At 49.4% G+C, this 22,675-nt stretch carries 15 protein-coding genes; 4 read left to right on the forward strand and 11 right to left on the reverse strand.

Annotated elements, in window-relative coordinates:
• Positions 1–70: 70 nt before the first annotated feature.
• Positions 71–2,275, reverse strand: coding sequence for a YgiQ family radical SAM protein (locus N3Z11_RS06185; RefSeq protein WP_260656403.1), 2,205 nt, complete (start codon positions 2,273–2,275; stop codon positions 71–73).
• Positions 2,276–2,713: 438 nt separating this feature from the next.
• On the opposite strand from N3Z11_RS06185, the gene N3Z11_RS06190 reads away from it, so the two are divergent.
• The 3 genes from N3Z11_RS06190 to N3Z11_RS06200 all read left to right on the forward strand — a co-directional run bounded on the left by N3Z11_RS06190 (position 2,714) and on the right by N3Z11_RS06200 (position 7,275).
• Entirely contained in the window at positions 2,714–4,648 is a 1,935-nt protein-coding gene (locus tag N3Z11_RS06190; protein ID WP_260656285.1) for a methyl-accepting chemotaxis protein, read from the forward strand.
• 10 nt (positions 4,649–4,658) lie between these two features.
• Positions 4,659–5,387: an outer membrane protein OmpK gene (locus tag N3Z11_RS06195; RefSeq protein ID WP_260656286.1), complete on the forward strand. Its 729-nt coding sequence runs from the start codon at positions 4,659–4,661 to the stop codon at positions 5,385–5,387.
• A gap of 346 nt (positions 5,388–5,733) precedes the next feature.
• The gene (locus N3Z11_RS06200) at positions 5,734–7,275 is read left to right on the forward strand and encodes a hypothetical protein (RefSeq protein ID WP_260656287.1); all 1,542 of its coding nucleotides are present in this window, start codon (positions 5,734–5,736) and stop codon (positions 7,273–7,275) included.
• Between the two features lie 97 nt (positions 7,276–7,372).
• Here N3Z11_RS06200 and N3Z11_RS06205 read toward each other — a convergent pair whose 3' ends face one another.
• From N3Z11_RS06205 to N3Z11_RS06220, 4 genes are all read right to left on the reverse strand, one after another.
• Entirely contained in the window at positions 7,373–7,933 is a 561-nt protein-coding gene (locus tag N3Z11_RS06205) for a TMEM165/GDT1 family protein (protein ID WP_260656404.1), read from the reverse strand.
• A gap of 327 nt (positions 7,934–8,260) precedes the next feature.
• Entirely contained in the window at positions 8,261–11,326 is a 3,066-nt protein-coding gene (locus N3Z11_RS06210; protein WP_260656288.1) for an efflux RND transporter permease subunit, read from the reverse strand.
• Positions 11,327–11,329: 3 nt separating this feature from the next.
• Positions 11,330–14,563, reverse strand: coding sequence for an efflux RND transporter permease subunit (locus N3Z11_RS06215; RefSeq protein ID WP_260656289.1), 3,234 nt, complete (start codon positions 14,561–14,563; stop codon positions 11,330–11,332).
• A 69-nt stretch (positions 14,564–14,632) separates the two neighbouring features.
• Entirely contained in the window at positions 14,633–15,700 is a 1,068-nt protein-coding gene (locus N3Z11_RS06220) for an efflux RND transporter periplasmic adaptor subunit (protein WP_260656290.1), read from the reverse strand.
• A 351-nt stretch (positions 15,701–16,051) separates the two neighbouring features.
• On the opposite strand from N3Z11_RS06220, the gene N3Z11_RS06225 reads away from it, so the two are divergent.
• Positions 16,052–17,524 (forward strand): OmpP1/FadL family transporter, encoded by a 1,473-nt coding sequence (locus N3Z11_RS06225; RefSeq protein WP_260656291.1) that lies wholly within the window; start codon positions 16,052–16,054, stop codon positions 17,522–17,524.
• A 102-nt stretch (positions 17,525–17,626) separates the two neighbouring features.
• On the opposite strand, the gene N3Z11_RS06230 is transcribed toward N3Z11_RS06225, so the two are convergent.
• The 6 genes from N3Z11_RS06230 to N3Z11_RS06255 all read right to left on the reverse strand — a co-directional run bounded on the left by N3Z11_RS06230 (position 17,627) and on the right by N3Z11_RS06255 (position 22,566).
• On the reverse strand, positions 17,627–18,598 hold the full coding sequence (locus N3Z11_RS06230) for a hypothetical protein (protein ID WP_260656292.1): 972 nt from the start codon (positions 18,596–18,598) through the stop codon (positions 17,627–17,629).
• A complete protein-coding gene (locus N3Z11_RS06235) occupies positions 18,595–19,200 on the reverse strand; it encodes a hypothetical protein (RefSeq protein ID WP_260656293.1) in 606 nt (201 codons plus the stop codon). The genes N3Z11_RS06230 and N3Z11_RS06235 overlap by 4 nt, the downstream gene beginning before the upstream one ends.
• The gene (locus N3Z11_RS06240) at positions 19,190–19,702 is read right to left on the reverse strand and encodes an RNA polymerase sigma factor (protein WP_260656295.1); all 513 of its coding nucleotides are present in this window, start codon (positions 19,700–19,702) and stop codon (positions 19,190–19,192) included. Before N3Z11_RS06240 ends, N3Z11_RS06235 begins: the two co-directional genes overlap by 11 nt.
• A gap of 423 nt (positions 19,703–20,125) precedes the next feature.
• The gene (locus N3Z11_RS06245; RefSeq protein ID WP_260656296.1) at positions 20,126–20,959 is read right to left on the reverse strand and encodes a thymidylate synthase; all 834 of its coding nucleotides are present in this window, start codon (positions 20,957–20,959) and stop codon (positions 20,126–20,128) included.
• Positions 20,956–21,762, reverse strand: a complete 807-nt coding sequence (gene lgt, locus N3Z11_RS06250; RefSeq protein ID WP_260656297.1) for a prolipoprotein diacylglyceryl transferase — start codon at positions 21,760–21,762, stop codon at positions 20,956–20,958. Before lgt ends, N3Z11_RS06245 begins: the two co-directional genes overlap by 4 nt.
• 9 nt (positions 21,763–21,771) lie before the next feature.
• Positions 21,772–22,566 carry a sulfite exporter TauE/SafE family protein gene (locus tag N3Z11_RS06255; RefSeq protein WP_260656298.1) on the reverse strand — a complete coding sequence of 265 codons (795 nt, stop codon included), beginning with the start codon at positions 22,564–22,566 and terminating at the stop codon, positions 21,772–21,774.
• Between the last annotated feature and the right edge of the window lie 109 nt (positions 22,567–22,675).

Here is a 22,675-nt window from a genome sequence, read left to right on the forward strand (position 1 = left end):
CCGGTGCTGAAGCAACCGGCTTTTGCTGGATAAATCACCTTGTCAGTCTGATAACAGCGTCAGTCTGGAACTACGAACCTTTATTCTTTTTAAAAGCTGCGTGCCCTGATGATTTACCACTTTGTTGCTGCTTTTTAATTAAAGCCGCTTTGACCGGATTCACACCTGTGTGTTTGGTCACAGCCACCTGCCCTGCACCTTTTGGCTTAAATTTCAGTTCGTCGCGGCTTTCTTCCGGCACTAAACAACCTTTGCCTTTACCAATCAGTTTGGCAAGGCCCATGTTTCTGAGTGCTTCGCGGATCATCGGCCAGCCTTTGGGGTCATGATAACGCAACAAGGCTTTATGCAGACGGCGCTGACGCTCTCCTTTGGCCACCGGCACTTTTTCATTGTTACCTTTAAGGTTTTTCAGTGAATTGAGCTCAGTGTGATAAATCGTCGTGGCATTGGCCATCGGGCTTGGGTAGAAGTTTTGTACCTGATCCAGCCGGAAATCACGTTCTTTCAGCCACAACGCCAGATTCACCATATCTAAATCTGTGGTGCCCGGGTGCGCCGAAATAAAATACGGAATCAAATACTGCTCTTTGCCGGCTTCTTTACTGTATTTGTCGAACATGGCTTTAAATTTGTCATAAGCACCCATGCCCGGTTTCATCATCTTCGACAAAGGCCCGCTTTCAGTATGCTCAGGGGCAATTTTTAAATAGCCCCCCACATGGTGCTGCACTAATTCGCGCACATAATTCGGATCTTCCACCGCTAAGTCATAACGCACACCGGAGGCCACCAGCACTTTTTTCACGCCGGTGGTTTTACGGGCGGCCCGGTACAATTCGACTGTCGGGCTTTGATCTGTGTCCATATGTTCACAAATGGTTGGGTAAACACAAGACGGCCGGCGACAGGTTTGTTCAGCTTTGGGGTTTTTACAGCGTAGTTTGTACATATTGGCGGTTGGGCCGCCCAAATCGGAAATCACACCGGTAAAGCCAGGCACTTTATCGCGGATTTGTTCAATTTCTTTCAGGATAGATTCCTGCGAGCGGCTTTGAATAATGCGGCCTTCGTGTTCGGTAATAGAACAAAACGAACAACCACCAAAACAGCCCCGCATAATATTGACCGAGGTTTTGATCATCTCATAGGCCGGAATTTTGGCTTTGCCATACACAGGATGCGGCACCCGCTGATAAGGTAAACCAAAAACTCCGTCCATTTCTTCAGTGGTTAACGGAAATGCCGGCGGGTTCACCCAGATATGCCTATCGCCATGGCGCTGCAAAATAGCGCGGGCACAACCAGGGTTGGTTTCCTGGTGCAAAATACGCGAAGCATGGGCATACAAAGGTTTATTGACACTCACCTGCTCAAAAGCCGGCAGCTTCACATAAGTTTGCTCCCATGGCTTAGGTTTGGCCGGTTGCACCAGCACAGGTTTGGCTTCAACGATTTGCGGTTTGGTTAAATCAATGCCTTCTTTGGCAAACTCGGAAAAAGTGCCACAACCCACATCATCAGCGCCATAAGGGTTTGGAATAGGGTCAATTTTACCGACTTTATCAATAGCGGTGGAGTCTACCCCCCGCCAGTCGGGCAGCGCCTCTTTGACAATGACTGCAGTGCCGCGGATATCTTTCATGGTGTCAAAAGTTTCGCCTGCCGCAATGCGGTGCGCCACTTCCACCAAAGGCCGTTCGGCGTTGCCGTAAATCAGAATTTCAGCTTTGGCGTCAAACAAAATAGAACGACGGACTTTTTCCTGCCAATAATCGTAGTGCGCGATACGACGTAAGCTGGCTTCAATACCGCCTATCACCACAGGCACGTCTTTATAAGCTTCTTTACAACGTTGTGAATACACAATCACAGCGCGGTCTGGGCGCTTGCCGCCTTCATCACCTGGTGTGTACGCATCGTCGTGGCGCAGTTTTTTATCGGCAGTATAACGGTTGATCATCGAATCCATATTGCCGGCCGATACCCCAAAAAACAGATTGGGTTTCCCAAGCGTCATAAAAGCGTCTTTGCTGTTCCAGTCAGGCTGGGCAATGATGCCAACTCTAAAACCCTGGCTTTCCAGCATGCGGCCCACCACCGCCATACCAAAACTGGGGTGGTCGACATAAGCATCTCCCACCACCAGAATAATGTCGCAGCTGTCCCAACCCAGTTTTTTCATTTCCTGACGGGACATAGGTAAAAACGGCGCTGCGGCAAAAGAGTCGTCCCGGTATTTTTTATACGAAAACAGGCCGCGTTCGGCGGCCATACGGGCAACCGGGGCTGATTTACGGGAGGCTGGAGCTGTTGTCGACATAACTTAGGTACTCTATCGGTGATTGCCGGCATTCGGAGGCAAAAATAGCCGAGCATTATACTCAAGTATTCCTTGAATTACTAACCTTTCAAGCCCGTTTGGCGCCCCCAGCTAAGCCAGAGGTGGACTTAGATAAGCAGGCTGCAACCAGCTGAAGCAACCTTAACAAAGCTAACTGATTGATTTTTGTTCAGATGTCGGATCAGTCTAAGCTCAACTTGTTATTTTGCAAATACTGCATAGACTGAATAAGTACCGCTCGTTAGGGAAAACCAGGCGTTATTTCAACAAGTTACACTCAAATTGGAAACAAAATAGCTACCCATACTGCAGTTGCCGGCAACACAAACTGCTGACTGTTGCAATTGATATGACCAGCGGAGTTCTCCCATGAATAAGTACACCATTAAAACCATTTTTATCGGTTTTATGTTTGTTTCGCTGTTGCTGATCACGCTGGTGACGGCCTGGATCAATACCAGTCAGTTCTCCAGTCTTTATTACGACCAGACTGAACACGAATATCTGCCCAACAGTGTCGGACGCATCAGTGAACAAATCCGTGGCGAAATTATGCGCTCTATCCTGTTATCAGAAGCTTTGGCCGACAATGCCTTGTTACACGACTGGATGCGAAATGGCGAAACTGGCGCTACCAATCATGCTCAGGTACTGAATTATTTTAAACAGTTACAACAAAACTCCGGCGCCTCCACTATGTTCTGGGTGTCGGATACCAGCAAAACTTATTACACCCAGGACGGTGTTTTTAAAACAGTGTCGGCGACTGAGCCCCGCGACAGCTGGTTTTTTAATTTTCTGCAAAGCGCTGAAAAGCGTGAGCTGGCGATCGACCCCAATGAAAAAACCGGCGCCCTCACCTTATTTGTGAATGTGGTGGTCAATGTGGATGGCAAACGCGCCGGCGTGGCCGGTCTGGGTTATGACATTTCAAAAATTTCCGATTTAGTCAGCAGTTTTAAACTGGGCGAACAGGGTTCGTTGTTTTTAGTCAATGCCAAAGGGCTGATTGTTGCCCACAAAGATAAAAGCCTGATTGGCAAAAACATTAAAGATGCCGGTAACTTCAGTGCTTTTGCCGCTCTGACCAACAACGGCAATAGCGGTTTTCGTTTTGGCAAGCTGGAACTGGCCGGTGAAGATGTGTATTACGGTATTCAGGATGTGCGCGACACTGGCCTGACTGCAGTTGCGCTGATGCCGACTGTACAAATTACCGCAGCTATTGATGAAGTGACCGCTATTGCAGTTGGTGTCAGTGTGGTGATTGCCGCTATTTTTATTGCACTCACTGTGGTGTTTGGTAATGCACTCAGTAAAAGCATCCGCCGGGTTGGCGATGATTTATTGGCAATGTCGGGCGATGGCGGAGACCTGAGCAAAAGGCTTGATGACAGTGCCAATAATGAACTGGGTCATCTGGCCAAAGGTTTTAACGCCATTATTGCCAAAGTAGGCCAGCTGGTCGGTGAAATAAAAGCTGCCGAAACCGCCATCAAAGTGGACATAGAACAGCTTGCTGCTTTAGTAAGAAACACCTTCAGCGCCACCGAAGCACAGCGTGCTCAGACTGATCAGGTTGCCACCGCTATTACCGAAATGGGCCAGACCATTATGGAAGTGTCCGGCATTGCCCACCGCACTGCGTCAGACACCGAAACTGCAGTACAGGAAACTGTCACCACCAGCGACTATATGGCCAAAACCGCAGGCACTATGACAGAGCTCAATAAAGTGATGCTGATGGTGGACCGAACCATTAACGATTTTGCCCAGCAAGCCTCTGCTATTAATTCAGTGGTGGAAGTGATCAATGCCATCTCGGAACAAACCAACTTACTGGCGTTAAACGCCGCTATTGAAGCGGCACGTGCCGGTGAACAAGGCCGCGGTTTTGCCGTGGTGGCCGATGAGGTACGAAACCTCGCCAAACGCACCCAGGATTCAACCTTACAAATCAGGGATCAAATCAGTCAGTTACAACAAACCTCCAACCAATCATTACAAGCGATTAAACAAGGTATGCAAAGCAGTGAACAGGTGACAGAACACACCCAACTGTCGGTGCAGTCGCTCAATCAAATACAGCATAAATTTGCTGAAATTAGTGGCGGCAACCATCAGGTGGCAGCAGCCACTGAAGAACAAGGCAGTGTGGTGGAACATATTAATGAATCAGCCCACCTGATTGCCGGCAGCGCCGCAGATATCCACCATAATGCCCAGCAGCAAATTATTGCCATTGACAGCCTTACCCAAAGGGCTGAGCAGCTGCGCATGCTGGTGAATCAATTTAAAGTGTAAGGAGCAGAAGATGAAAATTTCAAAGCTGGTGTTTGCAGGCGCAACATTGCTGTTCGGCGGCGCTGCCAGTGCCGATATTTTATGGCAGGACTTAAGTCTGAGTTATTTAAAAGGTTCTAACTACCGGGTTGGCGATCCGGATCGGCAGGTCTACACCCTGGAGCATGTAGCTGGCACCAGCTGGGGTGACAGTTTTATGTTCCTTGACCATTTACGCAGTGACAATGGCGACAGGGAAAATTATGGCGAATGGGCACCGCGTTTTAGTCTGGGTAAATTGTCAGGCTCCGGCATGGAATTTGGCATGGTGAAAGATGTGCTGATTGCCACTCAAATTGAAATGTCGAATTTTCAGACCAATTATTTGTATGGGGTTGGCTTTGACCTGGCGCTGCCGGCTTTTAAATACACCCAGCTGAATTTGTACCGGCGGCAAAATGAAAACGTTGATGACAGCTGGCAGGCAACCTTCGTTTGGGGTTTGCCTTTTGAAATCGGCGGTCAGCAATTTGTCTACGACGGTTTTATTGACTGGGCCAGCGCAAGCGCGGATCAATCCGCCCATATGAATTTTACTTCACAGCTCAAATGGGCGTTACACCCACTGTTGGGTATTCAAAGCAAACTTTACCTGGGTGTTGAATACGCTTACTGGCTGAATAAATTTGGTATTCCGGACAACCCGGGCTTTCGCACTGACGAATCCAACCTGAACCTGCTGGTCAAATGGCATTTTTAACGGACTGAAAAACACTGCCACTTCGGGCACAACAGCAGAAGCTGAATTAAAAATGCCGCCGTTGCGGCGTTTTTAATTCAGCAACAAAAATCTTTACCGCAGATCTAGTGCACAGCAGAAGTTTTTCTGATAAAACTCAGTGGCCAATTGCGGGGCGGATGTAGTTAAGCGGTAGCCAAAACATAAACAAAAAGTTACAATTCAACGCTATCTGGTTGTACTACGTAGTAAATTAAGTCTGCAACACAGCTGTACAGCAACACTGCAGCGTGCTTTCCAACAGATTGAATACCGACAATACCAAACAGCTGTCCGCTTGTTAAAGCTGGCGCCGGAGCTTGTGTTTATGAGTGAATATTTGCAAATCAAACAGTTGTGTGATGAATGGCAAAGTAACGGCCAACCCATTTCACTCAGTGCCCTGGCAAATTACACAGGCAAAGCCGCCCGTCAGCTCGAACCGCATTTTTTGCAGTGGCAGCAACAACAAATTGACCCGGATTTTGTGTTTGATGCCGAGTTTGTGGCAGCCTTTAAACAACAAGCCAGTCGTTATGCACAAAATTTAACGGCACAATTGCAGCAGGAATTACACAATCTGCAGCAGAGTTATCAGCAGCTGCAACAACAGCAGCATCAGCTGACTGAAGATCTGTACGCTGCACAGCAACGTGAAACCAGACACAGCAGCCATGCCGCCAGTCTGGAACAACAACAAATCCAGCTACAACAACAATTAGAAGAAGCGCTGGAAGCTTCAGAGCAACAACAAGCACAACTGTTACAACTGCAAAGTGCATTCACCGAACAACAATATCTGCTTGAGCCACTGCAGCAGCAGGTGCCACAGTTACAGCAGGAATTGCAGCAAAGCCAGCAACAATTGGCCGATACAGAACAAAAACGGCAAATTCTGGAAGAAGCGCAGTTATTACAGTTGCAGCAACAAGCAGCACTCAGCAACCAACTGGCGCAATTGTCCGAACAAAACACGCAGCTGGCCCAGCAACTCGACAGTAAAAATCAGGCTCAGATCAATGCCACTCAGGAACTGAGACAGGCAGAGCAGCAGTTATCACAACTTCAGCAGCAGCTTACACATCAACAAGATAAACAACAGCAGCTGGAACAACAACTCAGTGCACAGCAACAACAACAGCAGCAACTGCACAACGAGCTGGCGCAGGCGCAGCAACAAGAAGCACAGCTACAACAACAGCTGCAACAAAGCGAAGCGGAAAAACAGCAGCTGGCCGCAGCCCTTCAAAACAGTACCGAGCAACAACAGCAACTGGCTGAGCAGCTTGGCAATAGCGCCAGCAACCAACAACAAACCGCAGCTCAGCAGCAGCAGTTGCAACAACAACTGGATACACTGCAGGCAGAACTTGTCCGGTTGCAACAACAAAACGAAAGCTTAACGGCATCGGCGCAACAGGCCGAACAAAGTGTGGCACCGCTGCGTCAGGAAAGAGATGCGGCTGTTGCCGCCCAAAGTGGCCAGCAGCAGAAACTGGATGAACTGCAATTTAAACTGACGCAGGCGCAAACTGAGAGTGCCAGATTGAGTCAGTATCTGCCGGAGCTGGAGCAAAACCTGCAGCAGCTTCGCGAAGTCAATTCGTTATTAAAAGAGCAAAACGCCAGCACCGCAGAGCACCAGAGCAGTCAGCGCGAAACCATTAAACAACTGCGCGAAGAAGTGCTGCAGCTGCGGGAGCAAACCGCCCAGGCCCAGGCCGAGCGCAGACAACTGGCAGAGCAGAATCAACAGCTGTTAGAGCAGATTTCTTTTGTCAAAACCAACTCCACAGCGACGATTGAACGCTTAACCCGTAACTGGGAACAGGCGCAGGCGAAGCTTAAGCAGCTGGAAAGCGGCGGCTAAAGTGCCGCCCTGGCGTAAATGTGATAACAACAGCAGCGTTTCGCTGCTGTATTTTTATAACCCCGCCACGTTTTTTATCACCCCGCCATGTTTTTTTTCACCCAGCTAGGATGGTCATGATGCCCAGCAGCAAAAACACCGCACAGGCAGCACGGCGTGCTAAATTGAGCGGCAACTTCTCCATCAGATAACGTCCGGCATAGACCACTGGTACATTGGCCGCCAGCATGCCTAAGGTAGTGCCGATGATCACCAGCATCAGCTCTGAGGGGTAATTCGCGGCCAGCAGCACTGTGGCGATTTGGGTTTTATCGCCAATTTCCGCTAAGAAAAACAAAATACAACTGGCGGCAAAAGCACCATATTTGAGCACAGCGTTTTCTTCACTGTCGTCTTTATCCGGGATCAAAAGCCAGAGCGCCACCACAATAAAAGAGCCACCAAGTAACCAGGCATGCCACCCTTGTGGAATAAACTGCGCAACCCAGGCTCCCAGCCAGGCAGACGCGGCATGATTGAGTAAAGTAGCCACCAGAATACCGGCAATAATGGCAAGACGGGAGCGAAAACGCGCGGCCAGAAATAAACTTAACAGCTGGGTTTTGTCACCGATTTCGGCAATAGCCACACCGGTAAAAGAATATAACAAGGCATCCATAATAATACTCAGCGGGAATTGGACATAAGACAGAACTGCGGCTCCCGCTTTGGGCCACAGGGCTGTCTCAGGTCTCATCAAACCGGCAATACCGGTTGCTGTTGCCATGTGCATTGAGGCACAAGTGTGTTGACAACAACGCTGCCATTTCTGGCAACAGATTACTCCCCCAAGCAGGAAGACCGGCATTGTAGCCAGCGTGCTGCGTATTGGGCAAGCAAAAACGCTGTTATATAAAATTTTTCTGAATGACCAACAGCGGCAAGGTTTTTGGTGGCAAAAAAACCACAGCCGAAGCTGTGGTCTTTATATTGCAGTTTTCGCAGATTAGCGTGCAGGCATCAGCTTATTGACTCTTGCTCTGGCACTGCTGCTAAAACGCTGCCATCTGGCACCAAGACGAATCAAGCCCCAATAAGTCAGTGGCACCAGCAACAAACTGGTTAAAGTGGAAAACACCAGACCACCGATAATAGCCACCGCCATAGGCGCATAACTTGGGCCATCACCACCTATATTGGCATCACCAAAAGCCAGAGGTAATAAACCCAGCACTGTAGTGGATACTGTCATCAGAATGGGACGCAGCCGCGCTTCACAGGCTTCGATGATCAAAGGTACTAAATCGGCATCAGGTCTTTCTTCTCTGAGCTGATTAATACGATCCACCAGCACTATACCGTTGTTAACCACTATCCCCATCAGCACCAGCATACCAATCATGCCCATAATGCCCATTTGGGTGCCGGTGAATAAAAAGGCCCAAAACACGCCCACAAAAGAGAACAATAACGAACCAATGACTGCGGTTGGCAATAACAACGACTCAAACAAAGCCGCCATCACCAGATAAATCATCGCGACCGCCAGCAGCATATTGGTTTGCATAATGCCCTGGGCTTCGTCCTGATACTGAAAACTGCCTTCAAATGACCAGCTGTAACCGGCTGGCAACTGCAGCTGCTCCATCACGCGGGTCAGCTCTTTGCGGGCGTCGTCCATTTTCAGATCTTTGTTGATGTTCATGCCAATCGCCAGACCGGTCTGACGGTTAAAACGGCGGATCTCACCTAAGCGTTTTTCCACTTTTAAGCTGGCCACCTGCGATAAACGCACCACAGTGTTGTCCTGCAACTTCACCGGCACTGCTTCCAGCTCTTGTTGTGACAAGCCTACTTTTTCATCATAAAGCACCCGAAGCTGCACTTCGCCCTGATCCAGGGTGCGGAAAGTACGCAAATTAGAACCACGCAGCGCCAGGCTAATGGTATTGGCCACATCCTGTGCCGACAGACCATGCCGCTGCAGCTGCTCCTGCTGTAACACCACCTGTAGCTCAGATTGACCGTCACTGACTTCAGAGCGCACGTCTTCCAGCCCTTTAATAGTGCTCAGTACAGGTACCAGAGATTCAGACAACTCCATCAGTTTGGCAGTTGAAGGCCCGAGCAAATGAATTTGCATACCACCACCGGCATCCCCCCAGCCAAACTGTGGTTTAGCGCGCACCAGCACAGGCCAGTCTTTGCGAATAGCTTCTTTCACCTGTGCAACAGGCACAGGCAAAGGGTCGACAAACATAATGGTCGACACAGCAAAACCAGGCTGGTAATAGCTATACACTGAGTCGATATGGAATTTTTCTTTATTGGCATAAAGGTAAGCTTCCATTTTACTTACTTCCTGCTCCACCTCAGCCAGGCTGTAATTACTCTGAATGTTGTAGTTCAGAAACAATCGGTTGGAATCGCCTTCATTGTCATCGCCACCTGACACCTGACTGATAGGAATGGCAATACTGAATAACAGACCTATCGCGATCAGGGTGGCAGCCAAAGGCTTTCTCATCACCCAGCGCAAACATTTGCCATAAAAAATATCGGCTTTGCTGGCTTTAGCGTTCTCAGTGCTGGTAATGCTTTTAATACGGGTTGATAACCAGGGGATCAAAGTCAGCGCCATAAATAACGACACCGCAAGCGAAATAGTAATGGCAATAGCCACATGCTCGAGAAATACGGTGACATCCACTTTCTGACCAATAATATTGGGTAAAAATACAATGGCCGTAGTGGCAGTACCGGCCAACACTGCCAGGCTCACCCGATACACGCCACGTTCTGTGGCACGGCGCACATTATTGTCGGCAGCCCTTTCGCGAAAAATACTTTCGGTCACCACCACTGAGTTATCCACCAGCATGCCCACCGCCAGCATCAGCCCCATCATACTGAGCACATTTAAGCTGTAACCGAGGAAATACATCATGCCAAGGGTAATGGCGATAGACACAGGCACCGACATCACCACCAGCAAAGTGGTTGGAATATGCCGTAAAAACAGGAAGAGCACACCAAAAGACAAAGCTGCCCCCATAGCGCCTGAACCCAGCAAATTGGATAACGAATCAGTCACCCCTTTAGCAGTGTCGTCCATCACAAACATATTAATGCCGTTAAAGGCCGGATCTTTGCCGGCAGCGTCCACCACCGCCAGGGCTGCAGCAGACACGTCCACCAGATTGGCACCCGATTCTTTATACACGTTCATGCCTACGGCATAAGACTGATCGAGGCGGCGCCCTTCTACCCGTTTTGGCAGCTCCAGTTGTAATTCAGCAATATCACCGAGCTTTAAACCCCGGCCTATCGGCAGTTGTTTAATTTCATCAAGCGAGGAGAATTCACCTACGGGTTTGACCAGAATGCTGGACTCCGGGCTTCTAATCTCGCCTGCGGTCATTGCAAAGTTTTGTTTGGATAAAGTGGCCACCAACGCTTTGGCATCGACCTGCAAAGCCCGGAGTTTTTCCGGTTGCAGCCTGATAATCACCTGACGTTTATCCACACCATAAAGCTCAACTTTGGACACACCAGGCACCCGTTCCAGCGGACGTTTTACCTGACGTTCCAGCAAGTCATACGCCATGGATAAATCACGTTCACTGGAAATGCGCAGCTGAAAAATCGGCATGTCGTTGGTATTAAACTGAAACACCAGTACCCGCTCTACATCGGCTGGCAGCAGATGGCGGATACCATCCAGCCGCTCACGCACTTCAATGCTTTTGGTATTGATGTTTTCTTCCCAGTTAAATTCCAGGCCAATTTCCGCGCTGTCTTCTTTGGAAAAAGACCGCATTTTTTTAATGCCGGTGACGGTCGACAAGGCTTCTTCCACTGGCCTTGTGATCAATCGTTCAATCTCAGCCGGTGTGGCGTTTGGATAAGGCACATTGATATAAATTTCCGGAATATCAATGCCTGGGAATTTCTCCAGCGGCAACATACGGCTGGCCAGTAAACCAAACACCAGCAAGGACAAAAACAGCATACAAAGGGTGACCGGCCTGTTGAGCGCAAAGCGGGTCAGAGCAAGAGGTTTATGTTCCATGACTTACTCCTTTACCAGCTGTTTTTCACGCGCAGTCAGGCGATACAACACCGGGATAAACAACAAAGTCAGCAAAGTGGATAAACTCAGACCAAAAATAACGGTAATGGCCATAGGTGCGCGAATTTCGGCACCATCACCACCAAACATCATCGGCATTAAACCAAGCACTGTGGTTAAAGTGGTCATCAGTACCGGACGCAAACGGGTGGCACCAGCTTCGACAATAGCGGCGTCCAGCGCCATACCTTCATCACGCAACTGATTAATACGGTCTATCAGCACTATGGCGTTATTCACCACAATACCTGCCAGCATAATCAAACCGATAAATACAATGACGGAAATCCGGGTGTCGGTCAGCCACAAACCAAGCACAGCGCCGGCGCCGGCCAGCGGCACAGTAAACAGAATGAGCAGCGGCTGCAGCAGGTTTTCAAACTGCGATGCCATCACCAGATATACCAAAAACACCGCCAGCGTCAGCGCAATCATCAAAGAATTAAATGAACGCTGCATTTCTTCACTTTGGCCCATCACCCGGGCGGTCACGCCATAAGGCAGTTTCAGCTGGGCCAGCATGGCTTCAACTTCCGCCGCGCCCTGCTCCACATCACCATAGGCCAGGTTAGCGCTGACCACAGCCACCCGCTGCTGACCAATACGGGTAATTTCGCTAGGGCCAATCTCGCGGCTGATGGTCGCCACTGCAGATAACGGCAACGGCATTTCACTTTGTGGATTAATAATAATTTGCGCCAGCTCCTGCTCTGAATTGCGGTATTGCTCCGACAGGCGTACGCGGATATCCACTTTACGGTCCTGAATTGAATATTGTCCCGCCACTTCACCGCCGACATAATTGGCCACCCTTTTGGCCACATCAGAAGCGGTCATATTCAGTTGTGATAAGCGCTGATGGTCAAAATGTAAGGTAATTTCCGGCTGACCGGCACGCAGACTGGACTTTACATCAGCAAAGCGGTCATTTGTTTCCAGTTGTTTCACCAGCATGGCTGAGCCTTCTTTTAAAGCTGACAGCTCATGGCCGGCCAGTTCAACTTCCATTGGCGTTGCCATATTAAAAAGCTCAGGTGCATCAATTTTGGCGACTACGTCCGGCATGGCTGCCACTGTATCGCGCACCAGCTGCATCACTTTTTGCTCGTCTGCTGCAGTTGAGCCCGGTTTTAATACAATATTGAGCCTGCCCCAGTGACTACCACCAATCGATGGGTCAACTGTCATTTGCTGACCCGTACCAGCCTGCGCATAGGTGCGCTCTACCTCCGGTGCTTCAGCCACCACAGCAGCCAGTTTGGTCAGCACTTTGTCAGTGCGTTCAATAGCACTGCCAACAGGCAGCTGCACTTCTACATAAAATTCACCCTGACTCATGGCCGGAATTAAATCAAAACCTAAGCGTGGCGCCAGGCTAAAACAAAGCGTTGTGATCGCAAGAGTCACTGCCAGTGCCAGACTTTTGCTCTGAAGTGCGGTGGTTAAAGCGCGACGATACAGTTTTTCCAGACCCGCCAGCAGCATTTGCATCAGCTTTAATAAAGGACGGAATAACCAGCCAAACGCAGCGGCCACCAGGCGCCATATCAAAGTCAACAACGAGATAAACCAGGACAATACAAAAGCAATAGCACGAAACGGCAGTTTTAACACCAGCACAATCCACTGATACCAACGCTGTGGTTTCACAAAACCGGGCTTAGTGTCCGCGACCACTGTTGCTGTGCCCAGGGTACGTTCGTGGGCCGCCATGGTTGGAATAAGGGTTAAGGCCACCAGTAACGAAGCCAGCAGCGCGTAAGTCACTGTTAGGGCCTGATCTTTAAACAGCTGACCGGCGATACCGTCGATAAATACCAGCGGGAAAAACACCGCCACTGTGGTCAGGGTTGATGCAGTAATCGCCATCGACACTTCACTGGCCCCTTTTTTGGCGGCTTCCAGCGACGACATGCCCTGCTCTTTGTAACGGGCAATGTTTTCCAGCACCACAATAGCGTTATCCACCAGCATACCAATAGCGAGCGCTATACCACCTAAACTCATGATGTTCAGACTGATTTCCTGTGCATACATCAGGTTAAAAGTTGCAATGACCGACAGCGGGATTGAAATTGAAATCACCAGGGTGGTCCAGATGTTACGCAGGAACAAATACAGCACCAGCATCGCCAGTAAACCGCCTTGCCAGGCAGAAGATTTAACTTCGGCTATCGCGTCACTGATAAACACCGACTGGTCATACACCAGCGTCAACTCATAACCGGCCGGCAGGTTTTTACGCAGGTTTTCCAGCTGGCCAATCACAGTTTTGGCCACCTGTACAGTGTTGGCGTCACCTTCTTTATAAATAGCAATTTCAATGGCCGGTTTGCCATTGACATAAGTAATACTCTGCCGGTCGACATAACCATCTTTCACTTGCGCGATATCACTGAGTCTGACATGACTGCCATTGACGGTGGCGATATACAGATTGCGCATTTGATCCAGGTTTTCAAACTGGTTAATGGTGCGCACCAGATAATCGTGGGCCGCAGTTTCCAGCCGGCCGCCCGCCTGATTCAGGTTTTGCTCTTTCAGTCTGGCATTGACAGTACTGATATCCAGATTCAGCTGGCTGAGTTTTTCATTATCAATCAGCACCTGAATTTCCTGGGTTAAACCGCCATCGGGCCGCACTGCGGCGACGCCGGTCAGTGCTTCCATTTTGCGGCGTAAATCCTCATCAGCAAAGGTACGCAGCGCCACCAGTTGTGCTTCAGATAACTGATCTTTGACATCGTTACGGCTTAACGCCAGGCGCACTATCGGATCTAAATTTGGGTTAAAACGCAGCAACAGTGGTTTTTTGATATCCAGTGGCAGCAGCAACACGTCCAGTTTTTCACGTACTTCAAGGCCGGCCAGATCCATATCTGTGCCCCACTCAAATTCCATAATCACATCCGAACGGCCGGCGCGCGACACCGACTGCACTTTACGAATGCCTTTGACAATACCCACACTTTCTTCAATCGGCTTACTGACCAGCTGCTCAACTTCAGCAGGAGCAGCACCCTGATATTCAGTGCGAATGGTTAAAGTGGGGTAAGATAAATCCGGTAACAAATTTACGGCCAGGCGCGCCATCGCCACCAGACCAAACAACATAATGCCAAGCGTAAACATCCACATGGTTACGGGGCGGGCAACAGCCAAATCCACCAGTTTCATTGTGTTCTTCCTGTAGTTTTAGTTGTAGACAGCGCGGGCCAACAAGGCCCGCGACAGTGGAATGAGGAATTAGCTGTGGTTGCTCACCACGTTGACAAGACTTTGATCTTTCAGGCTGGCCTGACCTGCAGTCACCACCTGGTCGCCTTCGGCAAGGCCTTCCAGTACTTCAATAGCGGCATCAGATTCATAACCGGTTTTCACCACTTTACGGCTGACTTTGCCATCTTTGACCACAAAAACTGAGCTGGCGTTATCCATTGCCAATACCGCACGTTTTGGCACCAGTAAGGCGGCATCTTTTGAATCATACTGCAGTTCAACCTGGGCAAACATACCGGCTTTTAAGCTTAAGTCACTGTTATCAATACCAATGGTCACGCGTGCTGTGCCTGAGGTTGCATCCACCACCGGGGAGATCCGTACAATTTTGGCCTGTTGTTGTGGCATACCGGCAAAGTTCAGGTAAGCAGTTTGTCCAACTTTGGCACGTTGCAGCTGATGTTCCGGCAGATTGATCACCGCTTCCAGCCGTTGTTGTGATACCACATGAAACAGAGCTTTTGACGAATATTCAGTGATCAGCTGACCCACTTTGACATAACGACGGGCAATCACCCCTGAGATAGGAGCGCGGATTTCGGTGTCCCGAAGTGACAGCTCCTGCATATCCACCGCTGCCGTCATCGATTCCAACTGCCATTTTAATTTGTCATACACATCGGCACTGACCAGTTTACGCTCGTACATTTTTTCAATACGCTGCATTTCACTGCGCAGCTGGCCAAGCTCGGCTTTGCCTTTGGCCAGCTGAATACGCTGACGCTCGGTATCTAAAGTGGCCAGCACCTGCCCTGCTTCCACATGATCACCTTCTTCCACCAGCACAGACTGCACCAGACCAGTGGCTTTACTGTTTACTTCAGCATCGGCTTTGGCTTCTAACGTTGAGGTGGTGCGGTAAGTGCTGCTGATAGCACCACGGCTAACAGCGGCGGTTTCAACAGGGATACTGACTGCAATGTCTTTTTTCTCGGTATCCGGGCTACCGCTGGCCGATTCACAGCCGCTCAGTAACAAAGTTGCGGCAATTAATGAGGCGGTAATAGCGGTGGCTAACTTGGATGGCATGTGCATGATAAATTCCTTGGCTGATTTGCAGTTTAATACTTCACTGTTGAGCACATAGCAGCTGTCGTGCCAGTCTCGCATATGCATAAATAATACATATAAATCATTAAGATATAGCGCTTTTGTTGTTTTAGAGTGCAACAAGATGTTTCACGCTGTTGGCGAATTTCACTATCTATTAGTGATTTAGCTCAACGCTTGTTGCGACTAAACACAATAAAGCAACGATTTAGAGCCTGTACTCTAGACCGGTCTCACTTTATACTGCCGCCCCGAAAAGGTCAGACCAGAACCGGCAACAGCCGTTTTGCTGACGAATAACTACAACAAACTTTATCTTCAACAAAAGGGGCACTCATGTTTAAACCATCGTCTTTAGCTGTGGCGATCATGACGCTGTGTGGCGCCAGTCTGGTCCATGCCGAAGGTTACAAACTCTATGAACAATCTGTCAGCGCCATGGGCAACGCTTATGCCGGCCGCGGTGCTGAAATTACCGACGCCAGCCTGGTTTATTCCAACCCTGCGGCCTTAGGCCAGCTGTCGGGTACTTCATTGTCCACAGGTTTAAATCTGATTGCTGCCAACACAGATTACAAAAACGCCAAAGCCCAAAGTGCCGGCGGTTTATCTGTACTTGGTCGCAGCGAAGGTGAAAATAGTTTATTAGAAGCTGTGCCTTTTGCATTTTATGCCGACAAACTGGACGAAAAATTCAGTTATGGCGTTGGTTTTTACGTGCCATTTGGGTTATCCAGCGACTATGACAATGACTGGGTCGGCCGATATTTTGCCGACGAAACCGCCATTCAGGTGCTGGCGCTGCAGGGTTCACTGGCTTATCAGCTGAATGCTGACTGGTCTTTGGGTTTGGGCCTGAGTGTAAATCACATCGAAGGCACTTTATCAAAATACAAAGATCACAATGGCTTATGCGAAACCGGCCGTCGTATTAATGACTTGTACCGCGCCGATGTGTACAACAGCGCATATTGTGACAGCTTCTATGAAGTAAGCGGTGATGATATTGCACCGGGTTACAGCCTGGGTTTACACGGGAACATCACTGACAACCTGTCGTTAGCGCTGGTGTATCACTCAGAGCTGCGTTTTCGCTTAACCGGCGATTCAGTGATCACCAACACCCCAATCACGGGCGCCAACGTGGCTGGCTCGCCGAATTTTATTGTGGTGGCCCCTCAGCTGCCGGCTATTGATAAAAGAACCGGCAAACTTGCTGCCAGCTCACAGCTGATTGAACACAGTCAGGTGCCACTGACTACACCGGCCAACCTGACTTTAAGCCTTAATCATCAGTTCAGCCAGCTTTGGTCCTGGCAAGCAAGCGTCAGCTGGACTGGCTGGAGCGCTTTTGAACATATTGAAATTACCAGCATTGATGCCAAACCTTCGTTGTCGTTATCGACCCAGCAAAGCAGCAACCTGGCCAAACCAGGTTACATTGGTTACATCCCGGAATACTGGCATGACAGTCTGTCAGCCGCTGTTGGCCTGAGCTATCAGTACCAGGCCAATCTGAAACTGAAAACCGGTGTGGCTTATGATGAAAACCCAATCAGCAGCAGCCATAAAACGGCCCGGGTGCCAACTGCGGACCGTACCTGGCTGACTGTGGGAGCCAACTGGCAGTTTGCCCGCAACTGGAACCTTGATTTGGCATACGGTTATATGTGGATGGGCGCGCTCAGCATTAACGAACATGAATTTAATGCTTATGACGTACAGCTGTATAAGTCCGGTTTGCAGGTTGATTATAAAAACCATGCGCAGGTGCTCGGCGCTCAGCTGAACTATCTGTTCTGCATCTGACGTTGTTAAAACTGGGTCATAGTTTTTCCGCTGTTGTCCGACAACCCGTAAAAAACCACCTCCATAGGAGGTGGTTTTTTGTTGTGAAAAGCCAGGCTGTGGTTAGTTTTTCTCAACCGTCATTTCACCGCTGACAGTACTCATGTCAATACTGCCTTCACCCTGGCCTGTGCTGAATTCCAGGCTGCGACGCGGTCCATATTTGGCTTTATCGGCTTTTTGATCGGTGATTTTGTTGTTGATATCACCACCTGCGCTTGCCACCATTTTAAAACGGGCGCTTATATCGGCGTCCAGTTTCAGCGTGGCTGCCCCACTGACACTGCTGGTGCTGATGCGCGGGGTTTTGCTGTTTTTGACCGATGCTTTAATTTCACCGTTGACCGAGCTGAACTCAAGCCGCTCAGTGCCGGACAGTTCAAGTTCAGCTTCACCGTTCACCACCGACACTTCAATTTCTTTGGCGCTGCTTTTTAAACTGATTTCACCATTGACCGACTCAGCGCTTAAACGACCACTGGAGCCTTCGTCGTCAATTTCACCATTGACGGTATTGAGCCGGATGCGGCCGCTGTTGCCGATACTGTCAATTTCACCGTTTACCGTTTCCAGCTGTACTTCATTACTGAGTTGTTTTGCCGTAATAGCACCGTTGACAGTGGTTATTTTGCTACTGCCCGCCACGCCGCTGACATTCACTGAAGCATTGACACCGCTGAATTCCAGCGCAGCGCCTTCTGGGACTTCAATCACGAGCTGCGAACCTTGTTTATCACCATTATCTCCCCAGCCGAAGTTAGAGCGTGGCATTTTCACAACAAAACGGGTAATACCGTCTTTAGAGGTAAAATCAAAACCTTCGGCTTTTTCATCCAGCGTGCCTTTTACACTGAATACCGGGCTTTTTACCGCTTTGATCTCAACCTGACCGCGCATATTTTCGATATAAATTTTTTCGTTGGCACTGACGTTTTTCGTTTCGTTGACCGGCGCTCCGGCCGCCAGCGCCAGTTGCGGCAGCATCAGCGCAGCCAATAAAGTCAGGGTAAAAGGTGTTGCTATAAATGTTTTCATGATGTCACTCCAGAATATGTCAGACCAGTACTGACCAATTTTTGTAAATAGTGGATTTGTTGCTGTTGCAGCTTATTCAGCTGCTGTAATAACACCGGCTCATCCGGCTGATAACTTAATGCCAGTAACACCTGCTGCCTGGCCTGTTGCCAAATCGCCAGCTGCTGCTGCCAATCGGGATAAAACTCCGGCACTGCATTGATTTGTGCCAGCATGGCCGCCCTTTGAGTTTCAAAGTCGCTGGTAAGCTGCCACTGTACCTTTGTGATCTGAACTGCAGTGTCTGTACTTTCGCTGCCAGCAAGCACAACAACCGGCTGTGCTGTGTTTTGTTGAGCCAGCTGCGTACCGTCCGGCCCTTGTGGCCAGATCAACACCGACAGCAACACCGCTGCAGCCGTGGCGCCTGACCACCAGAACCAGCCGGTACTCTTGTCCTGCACTGTTTGCGCGACTGGCCGCTTCGGCTGTGGCTCTTGCTGCTGCGGTAATTGCGCTGTGGTGGCAATCCTTGCCGCCAGCTCTGGCCATAAATCACGTTGTGGTTCAATGTCTTTGGCCAGTGCATCAATCTGTGCCTGTAATTCCTGCTCAGTTTTCATCTAACCAACCTCTGAGTAACTGACGCGCCCTGTGATACTGCGCTTTACTGCTGCCCTCTGCGATATCCAGCAACCGGGCAATTTCCTGATGCTGATAACCTTCCAGCGCAAACAGCACAAATACAGCTCTGGCCTGATGGGGCAAACGTAAAATGGCCTGTTCCAGTGCACTGTTTTCCGGTAACAATTCAACGGCCTGCTCCGGTACTTCTTCATCAGTACTTAAACGTAATATTTTGTTTTTACGCCATAAATCAACAGCGGTGCGACTGGCAATGGTATGTAGCCAAGTGGCAAATGAGCTGTCACCACGAAAAGCCGGTAATTGCTGCCAAATGCGGACAAAAGCTTCCTGGCAGCCATCTTCCGCCTGCGCCCTGTCCGCGAGCAATCGAAGGCAAATTGCATAAACCTTACCTTTAAATTGCTGATACAACATAAAAAAAGCCTGCTGATCGCCATTTTTGGCTTGTTGTATCCAGCTGTCCAGCTGTTGCTGCATTATGGTAAAAATTCCGGATTTATTGTGTTGATGCAAGATTAGTCGCAACCGCCGTTGCCGGGGTTTAAAAGAAAAATAAAAAAAAGATAAAATAATTAAATCTGGATGAAAAACAAATAGATAAATTATAAACCCTGACCACAGCACTATTGCTGTAGAGCTCACAAGCCGCAGCGGAGTCTGTACGATGCGCCCCGGAAACCATCAGCGACACGACGACTCAGGCGCAACAACTTCAGCATCAGATCAGTCTTTTGTATAAAAAAAACCGGCTTATGATAAAGCCGGTTTTCAAAACACACGCAGGAATGTGCAGATGAAATTCCTTATTCATCCGCCGCTTTATATTGCCGCTTTGCCATGACAGCAAAAAGACAACCGGATGACAAAACAATGATGCTTCAGCCGTATTTAAGCCTGAAGTCAGATTGCGACCGGCGCCTTAATATGTGGATGCGCCTGATAATTCTGCAATTCAAAATCTTCAATGCTAAAAGCAAAAATATCTTTTACCGCAGGGTTTATTTTCATCGTTGGTAACGGATGAGGCTCGCGGCTTAACTGCAGTTTTACCTGCTCCAGATGGTTGGAATACAAATGCGCATCACCAAAGGTATGAATAAAATCACCCGGTGTTAAATCACAAACCTGCGCCACCATCATCGTCAGCAGTGCATAACTGGCAATATTAAAAGGTACCCCGAGGAAAATATCGGCACTGCGCTGGTACAGCTGGCAAGACAGTTTGCCGTCGTTGACATAAAACTGGAACAACGTATGGCAAGGCGGCAGCGCTTGTTTACCGGCCGCTGCGTTGTCTTTTGGCGACAAGCGGGTGTCGGGTAACACCGCCGGATTCCAGGCACTGACAATCAACCGGCGCGAATCCGGTGTACGTTTAATGTCGCTGATCAGCTGACTGATTTGGTCAATGACTTCACCATTTGGCCCTTGCCAGCTGCGCCACTGTGCACCATACACAGGGCCGAGTTCACCTTCGGCTGTGGCCCATTCATCCCAAATCGACACGCCGTTGTCTTTGAGATAACCAATATTGGTTTCACCCTTTAAAAACCACAGCAGCTCATGAATAATGGAGCGCAAATGGCATTTTTTGGTGGTGACGAGCGGAAAACCCTGGCTTAAGTCAAACCGCATCTGATAACCAAACACACTGAGGGTGCCTGTACCGGTACGATCGGTTTTTTGATGGCCGGTTTCCAGCACATGACGCATTAAATCCAGATACTGTTTCATAAAGTTTCTCCCTGGCGACGGCGCTGATAACCCCAGACAATCAGTGCAGTCCCGGCAATAATCATCGGCAGGCACAACCACTGCCCCATCGACATACCAAGCGATAACACGCCAAGATGGGCATCAGGTTCACGGAAAAACTCAACAATAAAGCGGAAACAACCATAACCCAGCAGGAACAGGCCTCCGACATTACCGGCAGGCGGTTGTTTGCTGCGATACCAAATCAGCATCACAAACAGCACTAAACCTTCCAGTACAAATTCATAAAGTTGTGACGGGTGCCGTGGTAAAGCTCCGGCATTGGGAAATAACACAGCCCAGGGTACATCTGTAGTGCGGCCCCAGAGCTCTGCATTAATAAAGTTACCGATACGACCTGCGCCTAAACCCAGAGGCAGCAAGATCACCACAAAATCACCGAGTTTCAGGTAGTTTTTCTGAGTTTTCCATGCAAAAAATGCCATGGCAGTTAACACTCCCAGCACACCACCGTGGAATGACATACCGCCTTCCCAGATACGGAATAAATACAGCGGATCCTGTAAAAACAGCGGGAACTGATAAAACAACACATAACCCACCCGGCCGCCAAGCACAACACCAAGGAAACCATAAAACATCAGATCGCTGACCTGATCACGGGTCCAGCCTGAACCCGGCTTATCAGCAGCTCTGTTGGCTAAAAAATTTGCCAGTAAAAAAGCAATCAGATACATCAGACCATACCAGCGCACGCTGACTGGTCCCAGACTAAAGATCACCGGATCAATCTGAGGAAAAACGATATAACTTGCAGACATATACAACCCTTAACTCAAAATCATTTTGGCGCTGACCACCAGCAAAAACAGGCCAAATATCCTTTTTATCCGAAGCACCGGCAGTTTTTGGGTCAGTTTTGCCCCAAGTGGCGCCGCCAGCATCGAGGTAGACACTACAGCAACCACTGCAGGGAAATAAACAAAACCGACAAAACCATCGACAAAGCTGTAATAAGACCAGCCGGAGCTGACGTACCCTATCACAGCAAAGATGGCGATCACCAGCCCTGTGACTGCAGCCAGGCCAATAGCTAGGCGCATATTCACCGAAAAAAAGTTCAGCACAGGCACATACAAAGCCCCTCCACCAATGCCCAGCAAACTGGCAATGCTGGCAAGCATTGCCGAAATAACCGCAAGCACAGGTTTGGCCGGCAAAGCACGGACGCCACTGGCGGCCTGGCTAAATAGCATGCGAAGGCCAATCAGCGCCACGGCAACACCAAAAAACAGCTGCAATACACGGCCATTCACCAGATAGGCAAAGGAGCCGACCAGCAAAGCGCCGGCAGCAGCGCCTGTTAATACAGCGGGCGCCAAGCGCCATGGAATATTATGCAGCAGGTGATGGGCCCTGGTGGAAGAGGTGCAGGTAATCACTATAGTGGCTAGTGAAGTGGCCACAGCGACCAGCATCACATGTTCAGCAGGCACAATATGGTAAAGCGGTAATAACAGCGTCAGCAATGGCACTATCACCAGTCCACCACCTATACCGAGTAAACCGGCCAGCAACCCCGCCAGCGCACCCAAAATCATACAGATCAGAAAAAATGTCAGCACAGTATTACCTAAGGTACAGCTAAGGCCAGCAGCGACAACGATGAAGGCCAGCCCGGCTCTGTCAGAACAAACTACAGCAGATGGGGCGCATTTTTGCGGTGCGCTATTG

Source organism: Rheinheimera sp. 4Y26, assembly GCF_025245835.1.
In the GTDB taxonomy this organism is placed as follows: Bacteria; Pseudomonadota; Gammaproteobacteria; order Enterobacterales; family Alteromonadaceae; genus Pararheinheimera.